Here is a 17,625-nt window from a genome sequence, read left to right on the forward strand (position 1 = left end):
CGGCACGCCTTGTCTCGGTTTGGGACTTTGGGGATTCTCTTGGCGTTGCGTCTGGGTTTATTCCTTTCTGGCTGCTTTGTCTCAGTGTGTGACGGGGCCCCTGGGGCGCGCTTCTTGGATTATGCTGACGCTTTTTGTCAGGTGGCAGCGTGAATCGGCGGCAATGTTTCGGGGCGGGCGGTCGGCCCGCGCATCGGGTGGTCAAGTGGCTGGCGCAGCTGGGCTTGGGGCTGGGCCTGCTGGCCGGTGTGGCGGGCGCTGCATTGGCACAGGCCTTGCCGCCCGAGCTGCAGAAAGCCTGGAAAGCCACCAAATTGCCTGACTCGTCCTTGTCGCTCGAAATCCGCGAGGCGGGCGGGCCGGTGATCAGCCGCATCAATGCCGAAGTGCCGCGCAACCCGGCGTCTGTCATGAAGACCGTCACCACCTGGTCGGCCTTGTCTACCCTGGGGCCCGATTACGTCTGGCGCACGCAACTGCTCTCCAACGCGGGGGCGCGGGTGGATGAGCAGGGCACCTTGCAGGGGCCTTTGTACGTCAAGGCGGGCGGCGACCCCTGGTTCACCGTCGCCGATCTCTGGGGCATGCTCAACGAGCTGCGGCTGCGTGGCATCAAGAACCTGACTGACGTCGTGGTCGACCGCAGCCTGTTTGGCAACGTGTCGATCGATCCGGGCGAATTCGACGATGCCCCCGACCGTCCCTATAACGCCAGCGCCGACGCGATGATGGTCGATTTTGGCGCGGCGCGCATCATCTTTCAGCCTGATGAAAAACACCGCCAGTGGGTCACGATCGTCGATCCGCCCACCCGCAACGTGCGTGTCGATGGCCAGCTGCAGTGGGAAGAAGGGCGCTGCAAGCCCGCCACGGGGTTCTCGGTGGATGCGCGCGTGCAAGACCATGTGACGACAATCCGGGTGGCGGGCAAGGCCACGGGCTCGTGCGGCGAATTCAGCGTCTATCGCCTGGCGGGTTCGCAGGCCGACCATTTCGAGGCCCTGTTTCGCATGCTGTGGCAAAACCTGGGCGGCACCCTGGGGCGTGGTTTTCAAGAAGGCAAAATACCCGCGCGCACCGAAGTGCTGACCTGGCACGATTCCCCCGCCTTGTCGGATGTCATCCGCCAGATCAACAAGCACAGCAACAACGTCATGGCGCGCATGACGCTGTTGACGGTGGCCGCCGAAGTCATCGGGTCGGGCGCCACGCCCGAGACGGGCGACCGCGCCGTCACCCAGATCCTGCAGCGGCAAAAGGTCGATACCACGGGCTGGGTGCTCGACAACGGCTCGGGCCTGTCGCGCCAGGGGCGCATCACGGCGCAAGGCCTGGCGCAGATGCTGGATTACGCCTGGCGCTCGCCGCTCATGCCCGAGTTTGTCTCTTCGCTGTCCATTTCCGGCATGGACGGCACGATGCGCAAACGCCTGCGCTCGGCTGACACCAAGGGCCAGGCGCACCTGAAGACGGGCACGCTGAAAAATTCCCGGGCTTTAGCGGGCTATGTGCGCGGCGCCAGCGGCAAGCGCTACATCCTCGTCAGCCTGGTCAACCACCCCGGCGCCGCCGCCGTGCGCGCCTTCGACGACGAAATCGTCCGCTGGCTGGCCGCCCGTTAGAGTCAGCGGTATCGGCATCTACGCAGGTGATGCCGGGGAAGCAGTCAGCGACATCGAGGTGTGTGAGGCCAGGAAACCCGGCGGCACCTCGGGCCACAGGGGGCTGGGTTCCGGGACAGGGACCACACAGTCCCTCCATCCAGCCCCCTATGCCCCCGATGAAACTCAAAACAGGGCAAAAAACAACGTCGGTAGCATCCCCGGCGCCCCAAGCCCAGACGAGGCGGGACGATTGCGCCTGGGTGGAAGGACTGTGCGGTCCCTGTCCTGGAACCCAGGCGCGATTGGCGCGCCGGTGCGGGCCAGAACACTGTGCAACCACCGTTTAGAACCAGCAACATCACCATCGACACGTGCCATGTTCAGAATTCGCACGTAATTTCCGATTGACAGCAAAGTAATTTATTTCTAAATTAATAGAAACTAAATTACTTTGCGGCATGCCAGATGACATGCCCAGTCCAACAGGCAAGGAGACAGAGCATGAAGATCGTATGCATAGGCGGTGGGCCGGCTGGTTTGTATCTGGCCCTCTTGATGAAAAAACTGGATGCCAGCCACGACATCACCGTCGTCGAGCGCAACCGCCCTTACGACACCTTTGGCTGGGGCGTCGTCTTCTCCGACATCACCATGGACAACATGCGTCAGTGGGATGCCGAAACCGCCGACGAAATCCAGGCCGCCTTCAACCACTGGGACGACATCGAACTGCGCTTCAAAGGGCGGCGCATCCGCTCTGGCGGACATGGCTTCGTCGGCATCGGTCGCAAAAAATTGCTCAACATCCTGCAGGCGCGCTGCGAACAGCTGGGTGTCAAGCTGGTCTTCGAAACCGACGTCCAGTCGGACGTCGAATACCCCGACGCCGACCTCATCATCGCCGCCGATGGCGTCAACTCGCGTATCCGCAAAAAATACGAATCCGTCTTTCAACCCGACATCGTCACCCGGCCCAACCGCTACATCTGGCTGGGCACGCACCGTTTGTACGACGCCTTCACCTTCGACTTCCAGCGCACCGAACACGGCTGGTTCCAGGCACACATCTACAAATTTGACGACACCACCTCCACCTTCATCGTCGAGACCACCGAAGACACCTGGAAAGCCCACGGCCTGGACAGCGCCACGCAAGACCAGTCCATCCAGTTCTGCGAACAACTGTTCGCCGACAATCTGCAGGGGTCGGCGCTGGTGTCCAACGCGCGCCACCTACGCGGGTCGGCCTGGCTCAATTTCCAGCGCGTCGTCTGCGAACACTGGTGGCTGCGCAACGAATACGGCAGTCATGTCGTGCTGATGGGGGATGCCGTGCATACGGCGCACTTCGCCATCGGCTCGGGCACCAAGCTGGCCATCGAAGACGCCATCGAACTCACCCGCCAGTTCAAGCTGCTGGGCGACACACCAGCCCACATCCCCGAAGTGCTGGCCGCCTACCAGGAGGCCCGACGCGTCGAAACCCTGCGCCTGCAAAACGCCGCCTGGAACGCCATGGAATGGTTCGAGGTGTGCGGCCGACGCTACTGCGACCAGCTCGAACCCGAGCAGTTCATGTACTCGATGCTCACGCGCAGCCAGCGCATCAGCCACGAAAACCTGCGCTTGCGCGACAAGGGCTGGCTCGAAGGCTACGAGCGCTGGTTCGCCCAGCGCGATGGGCTGCCCATGCCCGAGGGCAGCACGCCGCCGCCGCCCATGTTCACCCCCTACACCGTGCGCGGGCTGCGCCTGAAGAACCGCGTGGTGGTGTCGCCCATGGCCCAGTATTCCGCCGAAGACGGCCTGGTGGGCGACTTCCACCTGGTGCACCTGGGCGCGCGCGCCCTGGGCGGGGCGGGCCTGGTGTTTGCCGAGATGACCTGCGTCAGCCCCGAGGGCCGCATCACGCCGGGCTGCCCGGGGCTCTACAAGCCCGAGCACACGGCGGCGTTCAAGCGGATCGCCGACTGGATACACACCCACACCGATGCCTGCTTTGGCATCCAGCTGGGACATGCCGGCCCCAAGGCTTCCACGCGCCGCGCCTGGGAGGGCACCGACCTGCCGCTGGCAGAAGGCAACTGGCCCATTCTGTCGGCCTCGCCCGAACAGTACCTCGAAGGCATCAGCCAGGTGGCCCGCGAGATGACGCAAGCCGATCTGGATGCCGTCAAGGCGCAGTTCCTGGCTGCCACCCGGGCCGCCATCGAGACCGGGGCCGACTGGCTCGAACTGCACTGCGCGCACGGCTACTTGCTGTCCGCCTTCATTTCGCCCCTGACGAACCGTCGCGCCGACGCGTACGGCGGCTCGCTGGAAAACCGCCTGCGCTATCCGCTGGAAATCTTCACCGCCATGCGCGCGCTCTGGCCGCAAGACAAGCCCATGTCGGTGCGTATTTCCGCCACTGACTGGGTCGAAGGCGGCACCACGCCCGAAGACGCCGTGGCCATTGCCCAGGCCTTCAAGGCGGCGGGCGCCGACCTCATCGATTGCTCGTCCGGGCAGGTCAGCAAACAGGAAAAACCCGTCTACGGGCGCATGTTCCAGACCCCGCTGGCCGACCGCATCCGCCAGGAAGCGGGTATTCCCACGATTGCCGTGGGCGCCATCAGCGAGGCCGACCACGTCAACAGCATCCTGGCGGCGGGCCGCGCCGACCTCTGCGCGGTGGCGCGCCCGCACCTGGCCAACCCCGCCTGGACGCTGACCGAGGCCGCCAAGATCGGCTACGAGGACGTGAGCTGGCCCAAGCAGTATTTCCAGGGCAAGCGCCAGATGGAGACCCTGTTCGCCCGTGAGCACCAGATGCAGGAACAGGCTCTGCAGCACGCGGCGGCAAAGGCCCAGGCATGAGCACGGCCCCCTTGCACGCTTTGGTCACGGGCGGCGCGCGCGGCATCGGCGCGGCCATCACCCGGCGTCTGCGCGCCCAGGGCCACCAGGTCACCATCCTGGGGCGCAGCCTGGCAACCGGGCAGGCGCTGGCCGAGGAAGACCCTGATGGCCTGCACGCCGTGGCCGCCGACGTGGCCGACGCCGCGCAGCTGGCGCGGGCCCTGGAGGCCGCCCGGCGGCGCTTTGGCCCCGTGCAACTGCTCGTCAACAACGCCGGGCAGGCCGAGAGCGCCCCCTTTGCGAAGATGGACGTCGCCCTCTGGCAGCGCATGCTCGACGTCAACCTTACTGGCACCATGCACTGCACCCAGCTGGCCCTGCCCGACATGCTGCAGGCCGGCTGGGGCCGGGTGGTCAATGTGGCCAGCACGGCGGGGCAGACGGGCTACGCCTACGTCTCGGCCTATTGCGCCGCCAAACACGGCGTCATTGGCCTGACGCGCGCCCTGGCGCGCGAGCTGGCGCGCAGCGGGGTCACGGTCAATGCCGTGTGCCCCGGCTATACCGACACCGACATCGTGCGCGACAGCATCGCCCGCGTCATGGCCAAGACCGGGCGCGGCGAGGCCGAAGCCCGCGCTGAATTCGTCAAGACCAACCCGCAGGGGCGCCTGGTCGATCCCGTCGAGGTGGCCGATGCGGTGGCCTGGCTCTGCGGCACCGGGACGGGCGCCGTGACCGGGCAGACGATCTCCGTCTGCGGCGGCGAGATCATGTAGGGCGCGGTATGAACTCTTTAGCCAAACAACACCTGCAGCTGGTGCGCTCGCTGGGCGACGAGCACATCGGGCTCGAAGCCCGGGTGCAGGCCCACGACCACCTGGACACCCGCATCTGGCTGCGCCTGCTGGCCTGCTCGAACCAGATCGAGCAGCAGATCCGCCAGTTGCTGCGCACGCGCATCGCCACCAGTCTGCGGCGCTTTGACTACATGGCCCAGCTCGAACGCCATCCCGAGGGGCTGCGCATGAAGGTGCTCTCGGGCTATCTGATGGTCACGGGCGGCAACGTCACGGGCCTGACCGACGAACTTGTCAAAGACGGCCTGGTGCAGCGCCTCGAAGACCCCGAAGACCGCCGTTCCTTCTTCGTCAGCCTCACCGAGCAGGGGCGCGTCGCCTTTGCCGCGATGGCGGTCGAGCATGAGCGCTGGCTGACCGAGATGTTCCGCGGCCTGCCCGTCGAAAGCAAAGAAACCTTGTACGGCTTGCTGGGCGAGCTGCGCGTGCACCTGGCCCGGCGCCAGACCGAGCTGCAAGCGGCCGCCCGCCAAGAAGCCCGCACCCCTTCACGGAGTTCTCCCCATGACTGACCCCACGATCGACCCCGGCCTGCTGGCCGGCAACCGCCGTCCGCTGGCCGGGTATCAGGCCCAGCACTTCGTTTGGCACGTGCAGCAGGGGGTGGCCACCATCACGCTGAATCGCCCCGAGCGCAAAAACCCGCTCACCTTCGAAAGCTATGCCGAGCTGCGCGACCTCTTTCACCAGTTGAAATGGGCCGATGACGTCCAGGCGGTGGTGTTGGTCGGCGCGGGCGAAAACTTCTGCTCGGGCGGCGATGTGCACGAAATCATCGGGCCGCTCATCCGCCTGAAGGCACCCGAACTGCTGATGTTCACCCGCATGACGGGCGAAGTCGTGAAGATGATGCGCGCCTGCCCGCAGCCCATCGTGGCCGCCGTGGACGGCGTTTGCGCGGGGGCCGGGGCGATCCTCGCCATGGCGTCCGACTTGCGCCTGGGCACGGCGCGCAGCAAGACGGCGTTTCTATTCAACCGCGTGGGGCTGGCGGGCTGCGACATGGGCGCCTGCGCCTTTTTGCCGCGCATCGTCGGCCAGGGGCGCGCCAGCGAACTGCTGTACACGGGCCGCAGCCTGGGCGGCGAGGAAGGCGAGCGCTGGGGCTTTTTCAACCGCCTGTGCGAGCCCGAAGCGCTGCTGGCCGAGGCTCAGGCGCTGGCCGCCCGGTTGGTCGAAGGCCCCAGCTTCGCCAACGGCATCACCAAGACCATGCTGCATCAAGAGTGGGCCATGACCATCGAGCAGGCTATCGAGGCCGAGGCGCAGGCGCAGGCCCTGTGCATGCTGACACAAGATTTTTCCCGTGCTTACCACGCTTTCGTGGGCAAGCAGAAACCCCGTTTTGAAGGCAACTGAGATGGCTGATACCTCCTACCTCGACTGGCCTTTCTTCGAGCCGCGCCATCGCGAGCTGGCCTGCGCGCTGGACGCCTGGGCCCACGAGCACGTCGCGCCGACCCATGGGCGCGACGTGGACGACGCCTGTCGCGCGCTGGTGCGCACCCTGGGGCGCGACGGCTGGTTGCGCCATGCCGTGGCAGGCGCGGCGCAGGGCGGCGCGGGCGAAGTCATCGACACGCGCGCCATCTGCCTCATTCGCGAAACCCTGGCGCGCCATTCGGGCATCGCCGACTTCGCCTTTGCCATGCAGGGGCTGGGTTCGGGGGCCATCTCGCTCGAAGGTTCCGCCGACCAGCGCGCCCGCTACCTCACCCGCGTGGTGCAGGGCACGGCCATCGCCGCCTTCGCCCTGTCTGAGCCGGACGCGGGCTCGGATGTCGCGGCCCTGTCCTGCGCGGCGCGCGCCGAGGGCGACCACTACGTGCTCGACGGCGAAAAAACCTGGATTTCCAATGGCGGTATCGCCGACTTCTACGTGGTGTTTGCGCGCACGGGCGAGGCGCCGGGCGCGCGCGGCATCTCGGCCTTCATCGTCGATGCCGGCACGCCGGGCTTCGAGATCGCCGAGCGCATCGAGGTGATTGCCCCGCACCCCCTGGCGCGGCTGAAATTCAGCCAGTGCCGCATCCCGGCCAGCCAGCGCCTGGGGGCGGCGGGCCAGGGCTTCAAGCTCGCCATGCGCACGCTGGACGTCTTTCGCACGTCGGTGGCCGCCGCCGCCCTGGGCTTTGCCCGGCGCGCCCTCGACGAAGCGCTGGATCGCGCCATTCACCGCAACATGTTCAAGGGTGTGCTGGCCGACTTCCAGCTGACGCAGGCCAAGCTGGCGCAGATGGCCACGGCCATCGACAGCGCCGCCCTGCTGACCTATCGCGCCGCTTGGCTGCGCGACCAGGGGCAGACCATCACCCGCGAGGCCGCCATGGCCAAGATGACGGCCACCGAGAACGCCCAGCAGGTGATCGATGCCGCCGTGCAGCTGTGGGGCGGCCTGGGCGTGGTCAGTGAGCAGCCCGTCGAACGTCTATACCGCGAGATTCGCGCCTTGCGCATCTACGAGGGGGCCACCGAGGTGCAGCAGCTGATCATCGCGCGCGAGTTGCTCAAGGCCGCGCAGCCGGCGTCGGGACACTAAGCCAGAAGGGGCCCGCAGCCCCCGCCATCGAGAGGATCGGAGTTCAGGAGACAGAGCCATGAGCAGTGCCCTTCAAGATACGTTTGCGCGCGACCGCCTGCCGCCCGCCGACCAGCAGCCGCAATTTCTGTTCGACTTGCCCGAACTGCGGTTTCCCGCGCAGCTCAATTGCGCCACCGAACTGCTTGACCGGCACGTGCGGGAAGGGCGCGGCGAGCGCCTGTGCATCCAGGCGCCCGGCGTGCGCTGGACCTACGCCGATCTGCTGGATCGGGCCAACCGCATTGCCAACGTGCTGGTGCACGACATGGGCCTGGTGCCCGGCAACCGCGTGCTGCTGCGCGCGCCCAACAATCCGATGCTGGCGGCCTGCTGGTTCGCCGTCGTGAAGGCCGGGGGCATTGCCGTTGCCACCATGCCCTTGCTGCGCGCCAAAGAACTCAAGGCCGTCATCGAGATCGGCCAGGTGTCGCACGCCCTGTGCGATGCCGCGCTGGCCGAGGAAATGGCGCTGGCAGCCCAGCATTGCGGCACCTTGAGGCAGGTGCGCCACTTCGGCCACCCGGGGCCTGATGGCCTGGAGGCCCTCATGAAGCGCGCCTCGCCCGAGTTCCACAACGTGGACACGGCGGCTGACGACACCTGCATCCTGGGCTTTACCTCGGGCACGACCGGGGTGCCCAAGGCCACCATGCACTTTCACCGGGACGTCATGACCATTTGCGCCTGTTGGCCACGGCACGTGCTGCGGCCAACAGCGGACGACATCTTCATCGGCAGCCCGCCGCTGGCGTTCACGTTCGGCTTGGGCGGGCTGCTGCTGTTCCCTCTGGCGGTGGGGGCGTCCACGGTGCTGCTCGAAAAGGCCGGCCCGCCCCAGCTGCTCGAAGGCATCCAGACCTTTGGCGCCACCATCGTCTTCACGGCGCCCACGTCGTACCGCACCTTGTCGGCGCGTGGGCTCGACCTGCGCCGCTCGGCCCTGCGCAAGTGCGTCTCCGCGGGCGAGGCCCTGTCGGCCTCGACGCGCGCCTTGTGGAAAGAAGCCACCGGCATCGAACTCATCGACGGCATTGGCGCCACCGAGATGCTGCACATCTTCATCTCGCACGACGAAGCGCACGCGCGCCCCGGCGCCACGGGGACGCCGGTGCCCGGCTACCGGGCCAAGATCGTGGACGAGGCGGGCCGCGACGTGCCGCCCGGCACGGTGGGCCGCCTGGCCGTCCAGGGGCCCACCGGTTGCCGCTACCTGGCCGATCCGCGGCAGAAGCAATATGTGCAGGACGGCTGGAACCTGACGGGGGACGCCTACCTGATGGATGAGGATGGCTATTTCTTTTATCAGTCGCGCACGGACGACATGATCATCTCGTCGGGCTATAACATCGCCGCGCCCGACGTCGAAGAGGCCCTCATGCAGCATCCGGCGGTGGCCGAATGTGCGGTCATCGGCGTGCCCGACCTCGAACGGGGGCAGCTGGTGAAGGCGTTTGTCGTCTTGCGCCAGGGGCAGACCGGTGACGACGCCATGAAAAAGACCCTGCAGGATTTTGTCAAAGCCACCATCGCTCCCTACAAATACCCCCGGGCCATGGCCTTTGTCGATAAACTGCCGCGCACGCAGACAGGCAAGCTGCAGCGCTTCAAACTGCATGAGTCGGCCTGATATGGACTTCCACTGCCGCTATCCCATCCGTTTTTCGCACTGCGACCCAGCGGGCATCGTGTTCTTTCCCCAGTACCTGGTGTTGTTCAACCACTTGGTCGAAGACTGGTTCACCCAGGGCCTGGGGGTTTCGTACGCCGACATGCTGGGGCCGCGCCGCATCGGCCTGCCCATCGTGCGCCTGGAATGCGACTTCCGGGCCATTGCCCGCGTGGGCGAGACGCTGGATTTCGGCCTGGCGGTCGCCCGCGTCGGCGGCAAGTCCCTGTCGCTGTCCCTCGACGCGCGCGGCGGCGACGGCGTGCTGCGCGTGGCGTCGCGCCAGGTACTGGTGTTTACCGATCTCGACACCCATCAGGCGATTGCCATGCCGCCGGACGTGCGCGCGGCGCTGGCGGCGCCGGCCCCGGCCGCCGATGCCGACGGCGCGCGCTGAACCCGCGCGCCAGACCCGTTTTTGTCTTTCTCATGCATTGAAGGAGTCTCTCATGCACATTCTGCTTCCTCCCGGCTGGCCGCGTCCCAAGGGGTATTCCAATGGCGTCTCGGTGCGTGGTCGCCAGATTTTCGTGGCTGGCATGATCGGCTGGGATGCGCAAGGGGTCTTCCATACCGACGACCTGGCCGGGCAGGTGCGCCAGGCGCTGCAAAACATCGTCGAGGTGCTGGCCGAGGGCGGCGCCCGGCCCGAGCACATCGTGCGCATGACCTGGTACGTCACGGACAAGAACGCCTACGTGGCCGCCTACCCCGAGATCGGCAAGGCCTTTCGCGAACTCATCGGCAGCTTCAGTGCCGCCATGACGGCGGTCGAGGTGTCCGCGCTGATCGAAGACCGGGCCAAGGTCGAGATCGAAGTCACGGCGGTCATCCCGGATTGACGCCCCCGCGGGGGTACACTGCTGGGCAATACGTTCCTGACATCGAGCCGCCATGCCCATCCACGAAATCCGCCATCCCCTCATTCGCCACAAACTGGGTCTCATGCGCCGCGCCGATCTCAGCACCAAGAATTTCCGCGAGATGGCCCAGGAAATCGGCGCCTTGCTCACCTACGAGGCCACCAAAGACCTGCCGCTCGAACCGGCCCACATCACGGGCTGGGCGGGCGAGCTGGACGTCGAGAAGCTGGCGGGCAAGAAGGTCACGGTCGTGCCCATCCTGCGCGCGGGCATCGGCATGCTCGATGGCGTCCTCACGCTCATCCCTGGGGCCAAGGTCAGCGCCGTGGGCATCGCGCGCAACGAAGAAACCCTGCAGGCCCAGCCCTATCTGGAAAAACTGGTCGGGCAGCTCGACCAGCGCCTGGCGCTGATCGTCGATCCCATGCTGGCCACGGGCGGCTCGATGATCGCCGCGATCGACATGCTCAAACAGGCGGGCAGCCGCACGGTGCGCGCGCTGGTGCTGGTGGCCGCGCCCGAGGGCATCGCCGCCGTCGAGAAAGCCCACCCCGACGTGCACATCTACACGGCCTCCATCGACGATCACCTGAACGAAGACGGCTACATCATTCCGGGCCTGGGCGATGCCGGCGACCGCATTTTCGGCACGCGCCAGAAAGATGATTGAACAGGTGCCCGTGCGCTGAGCGGGCGTCCGGGCGTTGAGCAGGCGTCCGGGCGTTGAGCAGATCCTTGTGCGCTGAACGGGCGCCTGTGCGGACAGGCGTCCCCTGTGGTTTTGCCCGTTTCGGCCCGGGGTGCGCGGTACGCGCCTGGTTTGATCTGGCGCAGGCCCGTTGAAGTCCGGGTTTCTGGGGATGGACGAATCGGTTAGCATGACGGCATCCGTGTCTCTTTTGTAAGGAGCCCAAGATGGCCAGTCGCAAACCCATTGCCACGCAATCCGCCAGTGATGCCCTGATCGAAGACCTCAAGTCCAGCCTCGATCAGGCCGAACGCCTCTTGCACGAGGCGGCCCAGGCCACCGGAGAAAAGGCCAACGACCTGCGCGCCCGCGCCCTGCAGGCGCTCGACCAGGGGCGGGCCACCTTGTCCGAGACGCAAGAATCCCTGCTGCAGCAAGGCCGCAAAGTGGTGCAGGACACCGATGAATACGTCCAGTCCAACCCCTGGAAGGCCGTCGGCATCGCGGGCGTGGCCGGCCTCTTGCTGGGCGCGCTGCTGTCGCGGCGCTAGGCACGATGGCGGCATTGCAGCGGGCCTTGGCGGACAGCGCCGCGCAGGCCGTGGCCTTGCTGGCCACGCGCCTCGAACTCTTCACACTCGAAGCGCAAGAAGCGCGCGATCACCTGCTGGGTCGGCTGGCGCTCGTCCTGTTGGCCGTCGTGTGCCTGTTGCTGGCCTTGCTGGTGGCCTCGCTGGGGGTCGTCCTGTATTTCTGGCCCACCGACCAGCGCTATCTGGCCCTCGGGGGGCTGGCGCTGCTGTATGCCGTGCTGGGGCTGGGTTTTGCCTGGCGCGTCATCTGGCGCGCGCGCCACGATCCCGCGCCGTTTGCCGTCACGCTCGACGTGCTGCGCCAGGATGCCGGGGTACTGTCGTCCGCCAGGACACCCGCCCCCGCGTCGCAGGCGGCGTCCGGCGCAGCCGCGCCGCAGGGTGCATTCGGTGCTGCCACCGCTGCTGCTGCCGCGTCCACGTCCGATCCATCCGTGGCGCCGGGCACCGCGGACTACCCGCCGGAGCCGCGCGCATGACACCGCCAAACCCGCCCGTGGCGCCTCGGGATCGCCGCCTGATGATCGAGCTGCTGCGCCTGCGGGCCGACTACGAGCGCGCCGCGCTGTGCCGCAGCGTCTGCCACCTGGCTGGGCAGCTGCGGCCCCAGGCCCTGGTGTCCCAGGCCACCGAGCAATTGCGCGCCACCGGCCTGGGCTGGGTGGGGCTGGGCTGGCGCGCCGTGCGCCGCTACCCCATGCTGTGGTCGCTGGCCAGTTCGCTGGTGCTCAAGCCGGGGCGCCGCGGCCTGGCCGCCAAGGCCGCCCTGGCCGCGGGCCTGGTCTGGCTTTTGCGGCGCCAGAGCACCCCGCCGTCGGACGACTGAAACCCTGGGCCGAAACCCGGGTGTCGACGATCCGGCTGCGAAACACGGCTTGGCTTCAGGGGGGCCGAGAACCCCCTGAACCAGTTGAATCTACAGATGACAGCGACACGGGGATTTGTTCAGAGGATCCCCAGCTGCTCCCAGATCGCGTCCACGCGCTGCTTGACCTCGTCCGACATGCGGATGGGGCGCCCCCATTCGCGGTCGGTTTCCCCAGGCCACTTGTTGGTGGCGTCCAGCCCCATCTTGCCGCCCAGCCCCGAAACGGGCGAGGCGAAGTCCAGATAGTCGATGGGGGTGTTTTCGACCAGGGTGGTGTCGCGCACGGGATCCATGCGGGTGGTCATGGCCCAGATGACTTCGGCCCAGTTGCGCACGTCGATGTCCTCGTCCACCACCACGATGAATTTGGTGTACATGAACTGACGCAGCACGCTCCAGAGGCCGAACAGGATGCGCTTGGCGTGGCCCGGATACTGCTTGCGCATCGACACCACCGCCAGGCGGTAGCTGCAGCCTTCGGGCGGCAGGTAGAAATCGACGATTTCCGGGAACTGCCGCTTGAGCAGGGGCACGAAGACTTCGTTGAGCGCCACGCCCAGCACCGCGGGTTCATCGGGCGGCTTGCCCGTGTAGGTGCTGTGGTAGATGGGTTGGCGCCGGTGCGTGATGCGTTCGACCGTGAATACCGGAAACCAGTCTTGCTCGTTGTAGTAGCCGGTGTGGTCGCCGTAGGGGCCTTCCAGCGCCATCTCGTAGCCGGTGTCCGGCGGGGGCGCCACCCCGTCGGGCACTTGCGGCGTGCTGGCGCGCGGGTCGCCGGCGGGCAGAATGTGGCCTTCGAGGATGATTTCGGCGTAGGCGGGCACCTGCAGCTTGCCGCCCAGCGTCGCCGCCAGTTCGGTGCGCGAGCCGCGCAGCAGACCGGCAAATTGGTATTCGGAGAGCGAATCGGGGATGGGAGTGACGGCGGCCAGCAGCGTGGCCGGGTCGGTGCCCAGGGCCACGGCGATGGGAAACGGCTGGCCTGGGTGGGCCAGGCAGTGGTCGCGGAAATCCAGTGCGCCGCCGCGGTGCGACAGCCAGCGCATGATGAGCTTGTTGCGCCCCAGCAGCTGCTGGCGGTAGATGCCCAGGTTCTGGCGCCGCGCCTTGGGGCCGCGGGTGATGACCAGCCCCCAGGTCAGTAGCGGCGCCACGTCGCCCGGCCAGCAGCTTTGCAGCGGCAGGGTGTGCAAATCGACATCCTGCGCCTCGATGACGACTTCCTGGCAGGGGGCGGAGCGCAGCTGGCGCGGGTTCATGTCCCACATGGCGGCTTTCAGCATGGCCACTTTGGACAGCGCGTCGCGAAAGCCCTGGGGGGGGCTGGGCTCGCGCAGCGACGCCAGCAACTCGCCGGTGTCGCGCAGGGCCTCGACCGTATCGGCCCCCATGCCCCAGGCCACCCGCTGTGGCGTGCCGAACAGGTTGGTCAGTACGTGGATGTCGCTGTCGGCGCCGCCGTGCCGGGGGGTCTCGAACAGCAGGGCCGGGCCGCCGGCGCGCAGCACCCGGTCGCTGATTTCCGTCATCTCCAGTGTGGTGGAGATGGGATGGTGGATGCGTTTGAGCTGGCCCTGGCGTTCCAGCTGGGCGATGAAGTCTCGAAGGTCGCGGTATTTCACAGGGCGTCGTCAATCAGGTTACAGTGTGGGTCGTGCCAAAGATTACCATTCCCTCCCACCGCGCGGCAGCACGCACAGGACACTGAGAGGCCTTCATGTCAGCAGGGTTCCTGCCCGAACGGCTGCAGCACCGCCTGCGAGCCCTCGTTTCCCCCGTCAGCGAATTCATCCACGTCAGCGCCATCTACCTGGGGCTTGCCGTGCTCACCACCCTGGGCCTGAGCCTGGTGCTGCCCTCGATGCGCCAGCAGTCGCAGCAGCTGCACGAAGTCGTGCTGGCCATGTTCCAGGCCGACGGCGCGGGCGGGTACGGCGGCACCGAGTCGGACAATTGGTCGCCGCCCACTGACCTCGCCGAGGCGCCCGACGTCAGCGCACCCGTCGCGGCGGCGCCTGCGTCCGCCAGCAATTCGTCCGCGACCGGTTCATCCACGGCGGGCTCATCCGCGGCCGGTACGGTCGCTCAGGCCACGCCGCCTGCCGCCGCCCAGTCCGCCGCGCCTGCGGCGTCGGGCGCCGGGGCGCAGCAGGCGCCCGTCCGGCCGCCTGTGGCGTACAACGCGCGTCTGGCCTCCGCCAGCATCGATTTCTTCCAGGCCCTGGCGGCCAGCATGCGCGACCAGCCGATTCCCGGCGTGACGGCAGGGCAGGCCAAGGGCCTGCGCAGCTATCTGTCGCGCAAATACCGGATCGCGTCGAGTGTGGCGGGCGCTCTGGCACGCACCACGTTCGCCATCGGCAAAGAGTTCAACGTCGATCCGCAGCTGCTGCTGGCCGTGATCGCCATCGAGTCGCGCTACAACCCCTTCGTGGAAAGCGCCGTGGGCGCGCAGGGTCTCATGCAAATCATGGGCACCGTGCACCGCGACAAACTGCGCGCCAGCGGCGGGCCCGCGTCCATTTTCAATCCGGTGGTCAACATCCGTATCGGCACGCAGATTCTGGCCGACTGCATCCGCCGCCGCGGCTCGATCGAGGGTGGCCTGGCCTGTTACGTGGGGGCCTCGGGCCCGAGCGACGGCGGCTATGGCGCCAGCGTGCTGGCCGAACGCCGCCGCATCGCCCTGGCCTCGGGCATTCCGCTGGGCAAGCGGTAAAGGCCGCGCCGCGTGCATCTGCGGCTATCGCTGCGGTTTGCGCCTTGTCTGGGCTGCGCATCCGTCCCGATTTGAATGTGCAGATCAACCGGACAGCATATCAGGCGTGGGCGTACTAGGCGTGGGTGGTTTCGGCCACCGTGGTGCGCAGCCGCCCCAGAAAGTCGTCCATTCGCCCGATGGCCTCGTGCAGGCGGTCGAGCCCCGTGGCGTACGAGAAGCGCACGGTGTGGCTGGCATGCGCCTGGCCGAAGTCCAACCCCGGCACCGCCGCCACCCCGGCCTCGTTGAGCAGGCGGCGGCAGAACTCGGTGCTGTCCAGGCCAAACGCGCGGACGTCCGCAAAAATGTAGAAGGCGCCGTCTGGCGCCGCGGGTACGTGCAGGCCCAGACGGGCGAATTCGGGCAGCAGGTAGTCGCGCCGTTCTTTGAAGGACAGGCGGCGGCGCTCGTAGATTTGCATGACTTCGGGCTCGAAGCAGCTCAGGGCCGCGTGTTGCGCCAGGGCCGGTGCGCAGATGGCCAGGCTGGCGGCCATGCGTTCGATGGCGGGCATGAGCGCCGCAGGCGCCATGAGCCAGCCCAGGCGCCAGCCCGTCATGTGGAAGTATTTGGAGAAGCTGTTGATGACGAGGATGTCGTCGTCGAGCGTGAGCGCGCTTTGCGGGGCTTCATCGTAGTACAGGCCCAGGTAGATTTCGTCCATGATGACGAAGCCGCCGCGGGCGCGCACGGCGGCGATCAGGGTGCGCAGGGCGTCGCGCGGCATTGAGGTGCCCGTGGGGTTGCTGGGCGAGGCGATCAGCACGCCCCGCGTCTTGGGCCCCCAGTGGGCATCGATGTCGTCGGCGGACAGCTGGAACCGATGCGCGGCGGTGGTGGGGATCAGCCGGGTGATGCCGCCCGCGGCGGTGATGAAGTTCTGGTTGGCCGGGTAGGACGGGTCGGGCATCAGCACTTCGTCGCCGGGGTTGATGAGCGCCATGGCGGCCAGCAGCAGCGCGCCCGAGGCGCCCGAGGTGATCAGGATGCGGGCCGGGTCGAGTCGCGCGCCGAAGTGGCTGTCGTAATAGTGGGCGATAGCTTCGCGCAGGGCCGGAATGCCGGCGGGCGCGGTGTAGCCGCTCAGCCCTGCGTCGGCGGCGCGGTTCAGGGTTTCGAGCACGCGGGCGGGGGCGGTGAAGTCGGGTTCGCCGATGCCCAGGCTGATGATGTCGCGCCCCTGGGCGGCCAGGGCCTGCGCCTGCTTCAGGACTTCCACGGCGTAAAATGGCACCGTGCGTTCGGTTCTGTCGGCCAGTCGGACCATGACGTCTCTCGTAGAGCATTGTTTCGATGCCTGATTGTAGCCCTGACACCCGGAGGTCTCCCGATGCAGTCTCCCTCGCGCCGCGCCTTTCTGGTGGGCCGCCGTGCCGAACAACCCCCCTGGGAAGCCTTTCTCGCGCGCTTGAGGCGGGTGGCCCAGGGGCAGGTCTACGAATTCTCCACCACACCGGGCAGCGCCCGCCTGGTGCCCACGCACATGCAGGACGTTTATCACGCCCGCAGCCTGTGTCAGGAATACGGCGTCACCCTGGCGCTGGACGGCATTCCCAGCGCGTCGCGGCAGGACGACATGCCCGTGCTCTGGGTCGAGCCCGGCAGCGCCATGGCGCGCCACGATCGTCTGGGGGCCGACGATCCGCGCTGGTTCGTGCAGCCGGGTTGCCTGATCGGCGAACTCGAATCCGCCGGTCTGCCGCAGTTTCGCGACCAGCCGCCGCACCTGACCGTGGCGGCCTGGCTGGCCGACCGCCGTTCGTGCGACTGGGCGCTCGGGCACACGGCGGACAGCGGGCTGGTGCATGCTCTGGTGCTGTTGGCCGACGGCACGCAGGCCAATCTTGGCGCTTTCGGGGTGGACAACCGCAAGCCGCTCGACAACGCCCGGGTGCAGGCCATGATTCCCCGGCTTTTTGAACTCAGCGCGCCACTGCCGCAGGCCGAGGCCGACCGGGCCGCGTTCTGGGATGCCCGCTACCGGCTTGACGCCCTCAAGCCCGCGCCCGGGCAGGTCGTCAATCTGGCGCACCTGCTGCTGGGGCATGGGGGCGAACTGGGCTGGGTCGAATGGCTGGTCTTCGACGAACGCGCAGGCCGCAGCGCCGACCGCCCCTATGAATCCCGCTACGGGCAGCGGCCCGGGCCGGACGCGGCTGGTCAGGCGCAGGACGCCGCGGTGCGGGCGCTGTTCGATCCCGGCGGCCTGTTTCCCTTTCAAGGCCAGCAGTTTTAATGTCCCGCCATGCCGACCGCGGCATGGTCGGCATGCACGCCTGGGCATACCCCTGTGGGTA

17 protein-coding genes are annotated in these 17,625 nt (G+C 67.3%); 15 read left to right on the forward strand and 2 right to left on the reverse strand.

Annotated features, from left to right (window positions below; translation table 11 throughout):
* The first annotated feature begins 149 nt into the window (after positions 1-149).
* From dacB to CCA01S_RS13990, 13 genes are all read left to right on the forward strand, one after another.
* Entirely contained in the window at positions 150-1,622 is a 1,473-nt protein-coding gene (gene dacB, locus CCA01S_RS13930) for a D-alanyl-D-alanine carboxypeptidase/D-alanyl-D-alanine endopeptidase (protein WP_066459555.1), read from the forward strand.
* A gap of 483 nt (positions 1,623-2,105) precedes the next feature.
* Positions 2,106-4,463, forward strand: coding sequence for a bifunctional salicylyl-CoA 5-hydroxylase/oxidoreductase (locus tag CCA01S_RS13935; protein WP_066459556.1), 2,358 nt, complete (start codon positions 2,106-2,108; stop codon positions 4,461-4,463).
* Positions 4,460-5,224 (forward strand): SDR family NAD(P)-dependent oxidoreductase, encoded by a 765-nt coding sequence (locus tag CCA01S_RS13940; RefSeq protein ID WP_066459558.1) that lies wholly within the window; start codon positions 4,460-4,462, stop codon positions 5,222-5,224. The genes CCA01S_RS13935 and CCA01S_RS13940 overlap by 4 nt, the downstream gene beginning before the upstream one ends.
* Before the next feature lie 8 nt (positions 5,225-5,232).
* The gene (locus tag CCA01S_RS13945) at positions 5,233-5,817 is read left to right on the forward strand and encodes a MarR family winged helix-turn-helix transcriptional regulator (protein WP_066459560.1); all 585 of its coding nucleotides are present in this window, start codon (positions 5,233-5,235) and stop codon (positions 5,815-5,817) included.
* A complete protein-coding gene (locus CCA01S_RS13950; protein ID WP_066459562.1) occupies positions 5,810-6,664 on the forward strand; it encodes an enoyl-CoA hydratase family protein in 855 nt (284 codons plus the stop codon). Before CCA01S_RS13945 ends, CCA01S_RS13950 begins: the two co-directional genes overlap by 8 nt.
* A 1-nt stretch (position 6,665) precedes the next feature.
* Complete coding sequence (locus CCA01S_RS13955; protein ID WP_066459564.1) at positions 6,666-7,844, forward strand: acyl-CoA dehydrogenase family protein; 1,179 nt, start codon at positions 6,666-6,668, stop codon at positions 7,842-7,844.
* A gap of 58 nt (positions 7,845-7,902) precedes the next feature.
* A complete protein-coding gene (locus CCA01S_RS13960) occupies positions 7,903-9,513 on the forward strand; it encodes an AMP-binding protein (protein ID WP_066459566.1) in 1,611 nt (536 codons plus the stop codon).
* Positions 9,500-9,949, forward strand: a complete 450-nt coding sequence (locus CCA01S_RS13965; protein WP_084386792.1) for an acyl-CoA thioesterase — start codon at positions 9,500-9,502, stop codon at positions 9,947-9,949. Before CCA01S_RS13960 ends, CCA01S_RS13965 begins: the two co-directional genes overlap by 14 nt.
* Before the next feature lie 52 nt (positions 9,950-10,001).
* Complete coding sequence (locus tag CCA01S_RS13970) at positions 10,002-10,394, forward strand: RidA family protein (RefSeq protein ID WP_066459570.1); 393 nt, start codon at positions 10,002-10,004, stop codon at positions 10,392-10,394.
* Between the two features lie 52 nt (positions 10,395-10,446).
* The gene (gene upp, locus CCA01S_RS13975) at positions 10,447-11,085 is read left to right on the forward strand and encodes a uracil phosphoribosyltransferase (RefSeq protein WP_066459572.1); all 639 of its coding nucleotides are present in this window, start codon (positions 10,447-10,449) and stop codon (positions 11,083-11,085) included.
* Positions 11,086-11,330: 245 nt separating this feature from the next.
* Entirely contained in the window at positions 11,331-11,654 is a 324-nt protein-coding gene (locus tag CCA01S_RS13980) for an ElaB/YgaM/YqjD family protein (protein WP_066459574.1), read from the forward strand.
* A 5-nt stretch (positions 11,655-11,659) separates the two neighbouring features.
* Positions 11,660-12,175 carry a phage holin family protein gene (locus CCA01S_RS13985; protein WP_066459576.1) on the forward strand — a complete coding sequence of 172 codons (516 nt, stop codon included), beginning with the start codon at positions 11,660-11,662 and terminating at the stop codon, positions 12,173-12,175.
* Positions 12,172-12,522, forward strand: coding sequence for a hypothetical protein (locus CCA01S_RS13990; RefSeq protein WP_146030647.1), 351 nt, complete (start codon positions 12,172-12,174; stop codon positions 12,520-12,522). Before CCA01S_RS13985 ends, CCA01S_RS13990 begins: the two co-directional genes overlap by 4 nt.
* A 119-nt stretch (positions 12,523-12,641) precedes the next feature.
* Here the strand turns inward: CCA01S_RS13990 and ubiD are convergent, their stop codons facing one another.
* Positions 12,642-14,189 (reverse strand): 4-hydroxy-3-polyprenylbenzoate decarboxylase, encoded by a 1,548-nt coding sequence (gene ubiD, locus CCA01S_RS13995; protein WP_066459581.1) that lies wholly within the window; start codon positions 14,187-14,189, stop codon positions 12,642-12,644.
* Between the two features lie 95 nt (positions 14,190-14,284).
* On the opposite strand from ubiD, the gene CCA01S_RS15875 reads away from it, so the two are divergent.
* Positions 14,285-15,286, forward strand: a complete 1,002-nt coding sequence (locus CCA01S_RS15875; protein ID WP_066459582.1) for a lytic transglycosylase domain-containing protein — start codon at positions 14,285-14,287, stop codon at positions 15,284-15,286.
* Between the two features lie 115 nt (positions 15,287-15,401).
* On the opposite strand, the gene CCA01S_RS14005 is transcribed toward CCA01S_RS15875, so the two are convergent.
* Complete coding sequence (locus CCA01S_RS14005) at positions 15,402-16,595, reverse strand: pyridoxal phosphate-dependent aminotransferase (protein WP_066459583.1); 1,194 nt, start codon at positions 16,593-16,595, stop codon at positions 15,402-15,404.
* Positions 16,596-16,658: 63 nt separating this feature from the next.
* Here CCA01S_RS14005 and CCA01S_RS14010 point away from each other — a divergent pair, with 63 nt between their 5' ends.
* Positions 16,659-17,564 (forward strand): hypothetical protein, encoded by a 906-nt coding sequence (locus CCA01S_RS14010; protein WP_066459585.1) that lies wholly within the window; start codon positions 16,659-16,661, stop codon positions 17,562-17,564.
* The last annotated feature ends 61 nt before the right edge of the window (positions 17,565-17,625 follow it).

It is taken from the genome of Castellaniella caeni NBRC 101664, from assembly GCF_001592225.1.
GTDB lineage: Bacteria > Pseudomonadota > Gammaproteobacteria > Burkholderiales > Burkholderiaceae_B > Castellaniella > Castellaniella caeni.